This is a genomic window from Pararhizobium sp., assembly GCF_035497515.1.
Taxonomy (GTDB): Bacteria; Pseudomonadota; Alphaproteobacteria; order Rhizobiales; family Rhizobiaceae; genus Pararhizobium.
In genome coordinates this window covers 1-10,088 of the sequence record NZ_DATJDJ010000125.1, presented here as the reverse complement: position 1 = coordinate 10,088, position 10,088 = coordinate 1, and the positions used below count along the sequence as shown (strand labels likewise).

Genomic DNA, 10,088 nt, shown 5'->3' with positions numbered 1-10,088 from the left:
CATCCTGACCTGGCTCTTCGGCAAGCTGCATCTCGCCTGGCTGCTCGACGCCTGGCTGTCGCTGCCCACCGTCGGCGGCAATTCGCTGTCGGTGTCGTTCACCGGCACCTTCATCGTCTTCGTCTATGTCTGGATGCCGTTCATGATCCTGCCCATCCAGGCGGCACTGGAGCGCGTGCCGGGCAATCTGGTCGAGGCCTCGTCCGATCTCGGCGCGACGCCGGGCCAGACTTTTCGCAACGTGCTCTTCCCGCTGGCGCTGCCGGGCATCGTCGCCGGCTCCATCTTCACCTTCTCGCTGACGCTGGGCGACTACATCATCCCGCAGATCATCGGCACCTCCAGGCTGTTCATCGGCCAGGCCGTCTATGCCCAGCAGGGCACCGCCGGCAACATCCCGCTCGCCGCCGCCTTCACCGTCGTGCCCGTCGTCATCATGGGCTTCTATCTGTGGGGCGCCAAACGCATGGGAGCCTTCGATGCGCTCTGACCGTTCCACATCCGCGCCGCTACCCCTGAAGATCGCGGCCATCGGCGGGCTCGCCTTCCTGCATATCCCGATCCTCTTGATCTTCCTTTATGCCTTCACGACGGAGGAAAAGAGCTACCAGTTCCCGCCGCCCGGCCTGACGCTGCAATGGTTCGCCGTCACCTGGAACCGGCCCGACGTCTGGGCCGCGCTGACCCTGTCGGTCAAGGTCGCGACCATCGCCACCGCCATCGCTCTCGTGCTCGGCACCCTCTGCGCCGCCGCCGTCAGCCAGACACGGTTCTTCGGTCGCGAGACGATCTCGCTTTTGGTCATTTTGCCGATCGCGCTTCCCGGCATCATCACAGGCATTGCGCTCCGCTCGGCCTTCTCGATGGCCGATATTCCCTTCTCGTTCTGGACCATCGTGCTCGGCCACGCCACCTTCTGCATCGTCGTCGTCTACAACAATGCCGTCGCCCGCTTCCGCCGCGTCTCCGGTTCACTCATCGAAGCGTCGATGGATCTCGGCGCCGACGGCTTCCAGACCTTCCGCTACATCATCCTGCCGAATATCGGCACGGCGTTGTTGGCCGGCGGCATGCTCGCCTTCGCGCTGTCCTTCGACGAGGTGATCGTCACGACGTTTACCGGCGGCCAGCAATCGACATTGCCGATCTGGATGCTGGAAGAACTCATCCGCCCGCGCCAACGGCCGGTCACCAATGTCGTCGCCATGGTGGTGATGCTGGTCACCTTCCTGCCGATCCTGGCCGCCTATTACCTCACCCGCGACGGCGACCAGATTGCCGGAGCCGGGAAGTGAAGAATGAGTGAATAGGGAGTAGCGAATAGCGAATAGGGTTTTAAAGAGTTAAGCAGCCGGATCCCCTATTCGCTATTCTCCATTCGCTATTCGCTCCCTTAAAACCAGGGAGAACGAACATGGACACGCAATTGCTGATCGGATCGACATTCGAAGCCGGGACCGAGGCCGAAGAGTTGATCCTCAACCCGCGCACCGGCGGAAAGATCATCGATCTCGCCGAGGCCTCGCAGTCGCAGATCGAGCGTGCCGTCGATGCCGCCGAGAAGGCTTTCGACAGTTGGTCGATGACGACGCCTGGCGAACGTTCCAGCTATTTGCTGAAAATCGCCGATGCGATCGAAAACGATGCCGACGCCTTTGCGGCGCTCGAAGCCTTGAACTGCGGCAAGCCGATCAATGCCGTGCGCAATGACGAATTGCCGGCGATCGTCGATTGCTGGCGGTTCTTTGCCGGCGCCATCCGCTCGCTGCATGCGCCGGTCGGCGGCGAATACCTACCCGGCCATACCTCGATGATCCGCCGTGATCCCGTCGGCATCATCGGCTCGATCGCGCCGTGGAACTACCCGCTGATGATGATGGCCTGGAAGCTGGCACCGGCCATCGCCGGTGGCAACACCGTCGTTTTCAAGCCCTCCGAACAGACGCCGCTGACGGCGCTGAAGATGGCACGGCTGCTTGCCGACATCCTGCCTGAAGGCGTCGTCAACATCATCCTCGGCCGCGGCGAAACCGTCGGCAATACGCTGATCAACCATCCGAAGATCGGCATGGTCTCGATCACCGGCGATATCGCCACCGGCAAGAAGGTGCTGCAGGCGGCCGCCAAGACCGTCAAGCGCACCCATCTGGAACTCGGCGGCAAGGCGCCGGTCATCGTCTACGACGACGCCGATATCGACGCCGTCGTCGCCGGCATCCGCACCTTCGGCTATTACAATGCCGGGCAGGATTGCACCGCCGCCTGCCGCATCTACGCGCAGGACGGTATTTACGAAAAACTGGTCGCCGACCTCACCTCGGCCGTTTCGACCATCAAATACAATCTCGCCGACGACACCGAAAACGAGATCGGCCCGCTGATCTCCAAGCGCCAGCGCGACCGCGTGGCAAGCTTCGTCGAGCGCGCCACCGAACAGAAGCATATCGAGGTGACAACCGGCGGCGCGCTCGGAAGCAAGGACGGCTTCTTCTTCCAGCCAACCGTGGTTGCCGGCGCGACCCAGGAAGACGAGATCGTGCGCCGCGAAGTTTTTGGCCCGGTCGTCTCCGTTACCCGCTTCACCGAGAACGACCAGGCGGTCAAATGGGCCAATGACAGCGATTATGGCCTCGCGTCCTCGGTCTGGACCAAGGACATCTCCAAGGCGATGAAGGCCGCGTCCCGCCTGCAATATGGTTGCACCTGGATCAACACGCATTTCATGCTGACCAATGAAATGCCCCATGGCGGCGTCAAGCAGTCCGGCTATGGCAAGGACATGTCGATCTACGCGCTGGAGGATTACACCGCCGTGCGCCACGTGATGATCAATCACGGCTGACAATAGAAGCTGCCGGCAGCGCTTGAATCAAAATGCCCGCCGGCAGCTTTAACCCTTTAAAACAATGTGACTTTCCCGGAACCAAAAAGCCCGTCGTGCGTTACCACCGAAGTTGAACCACGGAGGATATGCCATGTTGAAATGGGCGCTGATTTTCTTTGTAATTTCCTTGATCACCGGTTTTCTCGGCTTTTCCGGCGTCTCCGCCGCCACGGCCTCGATCGCCAAGCTGCTGTTCTATATCGCGCTGATCATCTTCCTGATCTTCGTCGTCCTCGCCCTCATGGCCGGCAGCGCCGTCGTCTAAGACGCATTTCAGACGCAGAAAGGCCGCGCGGATTTTATCCGCGCGGCCTTTCTGCAAAATTTCGCGAAAAAACATGAGTTAAAAAGTCATAAATCACTTTTCGGCCTGAAAAAAATCATGATAAGGACACTCATCTTATCAATCAGACCGAAGTCAGTGACATGCCAATCATCCGCCAGACCTCCCGCCGCCTCAACGCACGCGTCTCCCTCATCGCCCTTGCTTTCATCGGCTTGAACACGCCGGTTCTGGCTCAGGACGCCACAGAGGCGACCGCACTCGAAACACTCACCGTCACCGGCGGCAGCGGCGGAACGATCACGGCAGACGGTTATATCGGCACCGGCAGCGCCACCGGGGCAAAGGTCGATACCCCGTTCCTTGAGACCCCGCAGTCGATCTCGTCAGTGACCGAGCAGCAACTGAAGGACCGCAACCCGCAAACCCTCCTTGATACATTTGCCTATACGCCCGGCGCCCGCGTCGGCGCGTCGGGCTTCGACCCACGTTTCGACGCATTTTCCGTGCGCGGCTTCGACGTCACCTATACCGGTGTCTTCCGCGACAACCTGCGCCAGCCAGGGGCCAGTTCATCGATTTTCAAGAATGAGCCCTATGGCCTCGAAGGTGTCTCGATCCTGCGTGGACCTTCCTCGGCGCTTTACGGCGCATCAGGCGCAGGCGGCCTGTTCAATTTGATCACCAAGCGCCCGACGGAAGAGCCGTTGCGCGAATTGCAGGTCCAGTATGGAACCGACAACCGCTACCAGGGTCAGTTCGATTTCTCCGGTCCAATCAACGAAACCGATCCCCTGTACTACCGCATCACCGGACTGCTGCGTGATAGCGATACGGAACAGGTCGGCGTTCCCGACGACCGCGCCTATATCGCGCCGGCCTTCACCTGGAAGCCGGACGAGGATACCAAGCTGACTATCCTTGGTGAATATTCCCGCACCAAGACCGGCGGCACGGCCGCCTATTACAACGACCCGCTGACCGGCGAGGTCACCGACATCTTTAGTGGCAATCCCGATTTCAACGATTCCATCCAGAAGCAGGCCCGTCTCGGCTACGAATTCGAACACCGGTTCAACGACGTCTTCACCTTTCGCCAAAACATGCGCGTCTCGACGCTCAACACCGATACCGACTGGGCTTTCGCATACGCTCCGAATGTCATCGATCCCAACCTCCTGGACAGCAGTGCCGGCACGTTCGACGAACGCCTGACCGCCGTTACCATCGACAACCAGCTGGCGGCCGAGTTCGATACCGGCGCGCTTGACCACACGCTGCTCGTTGGCGTCGATTATACCAAGCTGCATTTCAAGTCCCTGAACGGATATGGCCTGACGCCGCCGCTGGATACCAAGAACCCAACCAAGGGCCGCCCGACCGATCCTATCGAGTTCACCGATCGCGTGGTGCAGGATCAATGGATGATGGGCACCTATCTGCAGGACCAGATCCGCTACGATGCCTGGACGTTCACAGCCGGCGGGCGGTACGACTGGGTCTCCACCGACACCGATACGACCAATCTACCAACTGACGTAACGACCAACGTTTCACAGAAGGATAAGGCCTTCTCCGGCCGTGTCGGGCTGGGCTACGAGACCGATTTCGGCCTTGCACCCTATGTCAGCTATTCCACCGCTTTCTCGCCGAATGCCGGCATCAACCGCGAAACAAACGCACCGTTCAAGCCGACGGAAAGCCAGCAGGAGGAGGTCGGCGTCAAGTACCTGATGCCGAACAGCAATACGCTGATCACGGCCGCCCTGTTCAACATCGACCAGAAGAACAGCCTCTACTACGAGGTCATTGATCTTGGCGGTGGTCCGGAAAACGTCCAGGTCCAGCGCGGCAAAGTACGCTCACGCGGTTTCGAGCTCGAAGCCAATACCAGCCTCGACAACGGTCTGTCGCTGATTGCCTCCTATACCTACACGGATGCAAAGATCACCGAGGGCCCGACTGACACCGTGGGCAATTCGGTTTCCTCGGTGCCGCGCCACATGGCTTCGGTCTGGGCGGATTACACGCTGCCGGAAGATGGGTTCGGTTCCGGCCTCGGTTTCGGCGCGGGCGCCCGGTTCCTCGGCGAAAGCTATGGCAACGACCAGAACACGACCCGCAATTCGGCACGCGTCCTGTTCGATGCCTCGGTTCACTACGACTTTGCCGCGATCGATCCAAAATATGATGGTCTTCGCCTGCAGGTGAATGCAACCAACGTGTTCAACAAGCGTGAGGCGGTATGCTCGTCGGGCTTCTGCTATCGCGACCAAGGCCGCGCTGTGATCGGTTCCTTGAAATACAACTGGTGACCCTTTGACCACGACCGCCAACCACGATGTCGAGACCGCATTCGCGCCTTCCAGCCTGAAGGCGGTCTTTGCCGGTGAGCATGCCTGGTGTGGCGAAAAGATGATGCTGTCGAGCGAACTCGACGGTGGGGTGCCGCTCGAGCACTTTTTCCGCTCGGGCGGCTTTTCCAACGCTCTCGACACCTATGCCGCCGCTCATGGTGGCACGGACCGCCGAGCCGTCGCGTCGATGTGGTCCCTTTATTATTTTTCCATCCTGACCATTCCCTACATTGTCGCCCGACGCGCCGAGCAGGTCTTGCCCATCAACCCCGCTGACATGACCATAGCGCTGGCCGAGGACGGCTTGCCGCGTGCTCTTGGACTGCCGGGAGAGGGCAACTGGAGTGAGGATGGGCATAGGGATCTGCTGTCCTATGTGCTGCCGCTGGTCAAGCAGCACCTGCCCGCGGTGGTCGCGCAACTCAAGGCGTTGGGCGGCATCGCTCCCAAGCTTGCCTGGAACAATGCCGCCGTCTATATCGACTATGCCTTCAATGCCACCGAACACTCGGCCGAAGGCAGCACCTGGGCTTCTCGCCCGCTGTTCGATCAGACCCACCTGCCGGATGGTACCAGCAACCCCTTCCATGGCTGCCTGCGCCATGAAGCCGACGGCGATCAGACGGTCTGTCGCCGCAAGGTCTGCTGCCTGCGCTACCTGCTGCCCGGCATTCCGAGTTGCGGCGAGCTTTGCGCTCTCCCTGCCCAAAGAAAGCAATGATGTGAAGCGTCTTTTTCTTCTCGCTCTCGGCCTTCTCATGGCCTTCGCTCCCATGGCGGAGGCACAAACGCAGTGGCCGTTGACGATCACGGATGGCATCGGCCGGCAGGTGACGATCAAGGAAAAGCCAAAGGCCATCCTGCTCGGCAGCGGATTCAATCTGGTCGCGCTCTCATTGATCGATCCCGACCCCGTCAGCCTGCTCGCTGGCTGGTCGGGTGACATGAAGGGCGACAACCCGGAAATCTACAAGGACTTCGTCGCGAAGTTTCCCAAGCTCGCCGACGTGCCCATCATCGGCGACGGCACCGGCGACGGCCTGTCCTTCGAGACCATCCTGTCGCTAAACGCCGATCTGGCGATCATGGCCAACTGGCAGGCCGATACCGAACTCGGCAAGCGGGCGATCGAGTATCTGGAAACAACAGGCGTTCCGGTCTTCGTCGTCGATTTCAACAGCGATCCCCTGAAAAATACGCCCGGCAACATGCGTCTGCTCGGCCAGATCCTCGATCGCGAGGAACAGGCCAATGCCTTCGCCGATTTCTACGAAGAGCGTCTGAAACGCATCACCGACCGGGTGGCGGCCCATCCCGAACCGGGACCGACCGTCCTGATGGATGCCTTCCCAAATCCCGATCGCTGCTGTTTCGCCTATGGCACCGGCGGCCTCGGCGAATTCATCGGCATCACCGGCAGCCGCAATATTGCGACGAACAACCTGCCCCGCCAAGGCGGAATCGTCAGCGGTGAATATCTGATCGAGGCCGATCCTCAGGTCTATATCGCCACGGCTTCGCCCGGCGGCACCTACAGCGTGTTTTCCGTCGGCCCCGGCGTTCCCGCCGAGGAAGCCCGCCGTACGCTCGGTGACGCCGTCAAGAACCCGATCCTCGCCAATCTCTCAGGCGTCCAGAAGGGGCGGGTCCATGGCCTCTGGAACTTCTTCAACGCCGTGCCGCTCAACATTCTCGCCGCGGAAGCCTTCGCGCACTGGCTGCGGCCGGACCTGTTTTCAGATATCGATCCGGATGCAACGCTGAAGGAAATCAACGCGCGCTTCGCCGCGGTGCCTTTCCAGGGCTCGTACTGGATCAGCCTGAAATAACAAAGGGACCGGAGGTGATCTCCGGCCCCTTTGATGACATGGTTCATGCGGCCTTCTTCATGGCCGTGGCATTGACCGATGTCTCGGCGAGCGCCGTCAGTGCATGGTCGGTATCGCCTTCCTGCTGCAGGGTCTCGTCGAGCAGCTTGACGGCATCCTTGAGGCCGAGCATGCCAGCCCAGGTCTTCAGCGTCCCGTAGCGGGCGATTTCATAATGCTCCACCGCCTGGGCGGCCGCGACAAGCCCGGCATCCAGAGCCGACGATCCCTTGAATTCGTCGAGAATTTCCTCGCCTTCCTCGATAATGCCATCGATGGCGGGACACGTCTTGCCGACAGCGCGCTTACCGAAGATTTCGAATACCTTCTGCAGGCGCTCGATCTGGCCTTCGGTTTCCTCGATATGTTTTTCGAAGGCGGCCTTCAGTTTGGGGCTCTGCGCGCCCTTGGCCATCTTCGGCAGCGCCTTCACGATCCGGCGCTCGGCGTAATAGACATCCTTCAGCATGTCGTAAAACAGGTCTTCCAGGGCTTTCTCGGCCATCGGTTTGTTCCTTTTTTTGCAAATGGGTGTCGGAAGCGACGGGCGGACAACGTCGATATCGGCCCTTTGTTCCGCAAAGGGGGACAATCGGAGGATTCCCTTGGGCAGCGCTTCCATCCCGGCACCGCCCCGCCTATATACGAGAGCGGAGGACTTTGATGATCTGGATTTTCCCTGCGCTGGCAGGCCTGCTGGTCGTATATTTCGCCATGCGCTCGTCGCGGTTCAGGCGTTTTGCCGAACCGACATTGAGCATTCTCGTTGCCCTGCTGCTGCTGTCGGCGTTTCTGGTCTGGTCCAGGGAAAACGGCTCGTCCTCGAATGCGTCCGACCCGCCGCCCTTCGCGCAGAACCGCCCGGTCATCCAGCCGGAAGAGATCGTGCTGAAGGACCTGCAATTCACCCGCAAGCGTCCTGACACGAGCTATCGCACCACCGGCACGATCCTCAACAACAGCGCCGCCGACCTGACGAACTTCAGCCTGACCGTGACGCTGGAGGACTGCCCGGACGGCAAGTGCAAGACGGTGGGCGAAGACACCGCCCTCATTCTCGCGCGCCTCCAGCCCGGCCAGAGCCAGGCTTTCGAAACCTTCTTCACCTTCCCCAATCCCTACGGCGTCGATCCGGTTGCGCCGAAATGGTCCCATCGGGTCACCGACATCCGGGGACGGTTGCCGTAACGCGCGTGGATTGACGAACATACAACGCCGCGGCGGATGACGCGGACGGAAATACGCTGTGAACGGGTTCGCTCAACCCGCGCGGCTGATCTCGTCGAGATACCAGTTGATATAGCGCAACTCGTTCTGCTCCATCGGCGCGATCGGCCCGGGCACGAAATAATGCGAGCGCACCCCGCGCGACGTGTGCTCGATGATCGACTTGTCCTCGTCGGTTGTCACCGTCCAGAGCCATTTCAGCTTGTCGAGATCGTAGTCGACGCCCTCCTCGGCCGTACCGTTGACCAGCCAGATCAGTTCCATCTCGCAGGCTTCCGGCCCCTTGGGAATGAAGCGGTAGATCATGCCGTGGTCCGGATAACAGACGAGGAAGGACGTGCCGCCGAGATGGACAGAGGTGACTCCGCCGTCGAACGCGCTGAAACGCCCCATCAGCGGTGCAAGCGGCGAACCGTCCTGGCTGCCGGTCTTGACCCCGTCATAGAGCGCATAGCGGAAGGCATGGATGGTTTCCCTGCCGTTTTCCGAGGTCTGCCAGTGATCTCCGGAGCCGACCTGGATGCCGAGCGCGCAGGTGCGCTCCTCCATCGCCGCATTCAGCGCCTCGATCATGTGCAGCGGCTGCTCCAGTGCGTGGGTCTGCGAATATTCCGGATGCGCCGGGCCGCAATGGTAGCATTCAACATAGTTCTCGACCGCGAGCTTCCAGTTGGCATCGACCGGATAGCTCTGCCGATAGGCGACCTTTGCCTGTCCCCAGCCATATTGGCCGCAGGTCGCGTGAAGCAGATTCTCGACCTCGGAAAAATCCAGCGGGTTTTCGGCGAAGGAAATGAAGACCAGTCCTTCGACCACGCGAACATGCAGCCGCTTCAGCCCGTGATCCTCGCGCTTGAAATCCTTCGGCATCAGCCGGGCGGCCTTCAGCGCCCCGTCATTGCCATAGGTCCAGGCATGATAGGGACAGACGAAGACGCGGGCATTGCCCTTGTCCCTGGTGCAGACCTCGGCGCCGCGATGGCGGCAGATATTGAGGATCGCATGAACAGTGCCATCGGCATGCCGCGTCAGGATCACCTGCTCGGACGCCATCCGGAAAACCTCGAAATCATTGGGGTTCGGGATGACACTCTCATGCGCGATGCAATGCCAGTGGCGCCGGAAGACTCGTTCCAGATCTCGTTCGTAGATGTCAGGATCGGTATAGAACGGCCGCGCCAGGCCGTGACCCGGTTTGTGCGCGGCGACGAGTTGGTCGATGCGATCGGGCGACGGCGCCGTGGTGGTCTTGGTGTCAGGTGCGAGCATGGGACTTCCTCCGGGCTGAAGAGCGCGTGACACACCCTCCTCTGTCACTGCGTGACATCTCCCCCGCAAGGAGGCAGATCGGGAGTGTGCGGACAAACCTGCGCTCGACAACAGCGAGCAATGCTCGGGCCGAGCGAGGCAAAGTGATTCTTGACGCTGTCGATGCGGTTAATCTCCCCCCTTGTGGGGCAGATGTCACG

At 60.7% G+C, this 10,088-nt stretch carries 10 protein-coding genes; 8 read left to right on the top strand and 2 right to left on the bottom strand.

Annotated elements, in window-relative coordinates; translation table 11 throughout:
- The 7 genes from VL202_RS13295 to VL202_RS13265 all read left to right on the top strand — a co-directional run.
- A partial coding sequence (locus tag VL202_RS13295) for an ABC transporter permease (RefSeq protein WP_325464588.1) occupies positions 1-490 on the top strand: 490 nt, incomplete at its 5' end.
- Complete coding sequence (locus VL202_RS13290; RefSeq protein ID WP_325464587.1) at positions 480-1,295, top strand: ABC transporter permease; 816 nt, start codon at positions 480-482, stop codon at positions 1,293-1,295. The genes VL202_RS13295 and VL202_RS13290, both read left to right, overlap by 11 nt.
- Positions 1,296-1,414: 119 nt before the next feature.
- A complete protein-coding gene (locus tag VL202_RS13285; protein ID WP_325464586.1) occupies positions 1,415-2,842 on the top strand; it encodes a gamma-aminobutyraldehyde dehydrogenase in 1,428 nt (475 codons plus the stop codon).
- Between the two features lie 133 nt (positions 2,843-2,975).
- Entirely contained in the window at positions 2,976-3,149 is a 174-nt protein-coding gene (locus tag VL202_RS13280) for a DUF1328 domain-containing protein (protein WP_325464585.1), read from the top strand.
- A gap of 161 nt (positions 3,150-3,310) precedes the next feature.
- A complete protein-coding gene (locus VL202_RS13275; RefSeq protein WP_325464584.1) occupies positions 3,311-5,482 on the top strand; it encodes a TonB-dependent siderophore receptor in 2,172 nt (723 codons plus the stop codon).
- Between the two features lie 4 nt (positions 5,483-5,486).
- The gene (gene fhuF, locus VL202_RS13270) at positions 5,487-6,245 is read left to right on the top strand and encodes a siderophore-iron reductase FhuF (RefSeq protein ID WP_414692856.1); all 759 of its coding nucleotides are present in this window, start codon (positions 5,487-5,489) and stop codon (positions 6,243-6,245) included.
- A 37-nt stretch (positions 6,246-6,282) separates the two neighbouring features.
- The gene (locus VL202_RS13265) at positions 6,283-7,353 is read left to right on the top strand and encodes an ABC transporter substrate-binding protein (RefSeq protein ID WP_325464589.1); all 1,071 of its coding nucleotides are present in this window, start codon (positions 6,283-6,285) and stop codon (positions 7,351-7,353) included.
- 43 nt (positions 7,354-7,396) lie between these two features.
- Here VL202_RS13265 and VL202_RS13260 read toward each other — a convergent pair whose 3' ends face one another.
- The gene (locus VL202_RS13260) at positions 7,397-7,897 is read right to left on the bottom strand and encodes a ferritin-like domain-containing protein (RefSeq protein WP_325464583.1); all 501 of its coding nucleotides are present in this window, start codon (positions 7,895-7,897) and stop codon (positions 7,397-7,399) included.
- 158 nt (positions 7,898-8,055) lie between these two features.
- Between VL202_RS13260 and VL202_RS13255 the strand changes: the two genes are divergently transcribed.
- Entirely contained in the window at positions 8,056-8,580 is a 525-nt protein-coding gene (locus VL202_RS13255) for a hypothetical protein (protein WP_325464582.1), read from the top strand.
- A 72-nt stretch (positions 8,581-8,652) separates the two neighbouring features.
- Here VL202_RS13255 and VL202_RS13250 read toward each other — a convergent pair whose 3' ends face one another.
- The gene (locus VL202_RS13250) at positions 8,653-9,888 is read right to left on the bottom strand and encodes an aromatic ring-hydroxylating dioxygenase subunit alpha (RefSeq protein ID WP_325464581.1); all 1,236 of its coding nucleotides are present in this window, start codon (positions 9,886-9,888) and stop codon (positions 8,653-8,655) included.
- Between the last annotated feature and the right edge of the window lie 200 nt (positions 9,889-10,088).

Bases quoted from the DNA above. Each gene is read 5' to 3' on its own strand.
- VL202_RS13290 (WP_325464587.1), top strand. From the start codon at position 480: ATGCGCTCTGACCGTTCCACATCCGCGCCGCTACCCCTGAAGATCGCG.
- VL202_RS13285 (WP_325464586.1), top strand. From the start codon at position 1,415: ATGGACACGCAATTGCTGATCGGATCGACATTCGAAGCCGGGACCGAG.
- VL202_RS13280 (WP_325464585.1), top strand. From the start codon at position 2,976: ATGTTGAAATGGGCGCTGATTTTCTTTGTAATTTCCTTGATCACCGGT.
- VL202_RS13255 (WP_325464582.1), top strand. From the start codon at position 8,056: ATGATCTGGATTTTCCCTGCGCTGGCAGGCCTGCTGGTCGTATATTTC.
- VL202_RS13275 (WP_325464584.1), top strand. From the start codon at position 3,311: ATGCCAATCATCCGCCAGACCTCCCGCCGCCTCAACGCACGCGTCTCC.
- VL202_RS13265 (WP_325464589.1), top strand. From the start codon at position 6,283: ATGGCCTTCGCTCCCATGGCGGAGGCACAAACGCAGTGGCCGTTGACG.
- VL202_RS13260 (WP_325464583.1), bottom strand. From the start codon at position 7,897: ATGGCCGAGAAAGCCCTGGAAGACCTGTTTTACGACATGCTGAAGGAT.
- VL202_RS13250 (WP_325464581.1), bottom strand. From the start codon at position 9,888: ATGCTCGCACCTGACACCAAGACCACCACGGCGCCGTCGCCCGATCGC.